This is a genomic window from Cupriavidus sp. 05T313 (assembly GCF_056396665.1).
In genome coordinates, this window is record NZ_JBFTLX010000583.1 from 1 (window position 1) to 555 (window position 555).

At 65.0% G+C, this 555-nt stretch carries 1 protein-coding gene; it reads left to right on the forward strand.

The annotated features are described in order from the left end of the window. Positions 1–19: 19 nt before the first annotated feature. Positions 20–555: GntR family transcriptional regulator (locus tag AC1DKD_RS41855; protein ID WP_477144812.1), on the forward strand; the 536-nt coding region annotated here is incomplete at its 3' end.

Here is a 555-nt window from a genome sequence, read left to right on the forward strand (position 1 = left end):
CCAATACACTGGTGCCAAGATGTCCAAGAGTCTCAAGCTGATTGGCGGTGCCGATGACACCGCCGCCCCGACCGAAATCAAGCCCGCCCGCAGGGGCTCCGTCGAGGAGCGCATGTATCACGAGATCTATGACGCGATCATGGAGCACCGGCTGCCGCCGCGCACCAAGCTGACCGAGCATTCGCTGTGCGAAATCTATGCCACCGCGCGCCACACGGTGCGCAAGGTACTGGCGCACCTGGCCGCAGACGGCATGGTCGATCTCGAGCCCAACCGCGGCGCCTTTATCGCCAGCCCCTCCACCGACGAAGCGCACGACATGTTCGAGCTGCGCCAGATGCTGGAGCGCGCCGTGCTGGAAAAGCTTGCCGCCATGCGCGACGTCAAGCGCGTGATCGCGCCGCTGCGCAAGATGGTAGAGGCCGAGCGCCAGGCTTTCCTCACCAATGAGCGCCCCAAATGGATCCGCCTGTCGGCCGAGTTCCATACCGCGCTGGCCGAACTCTCCGGCAACGCGCTGCTGGTCACCATGATGCGTCGGCTGGTCTCGCGCAC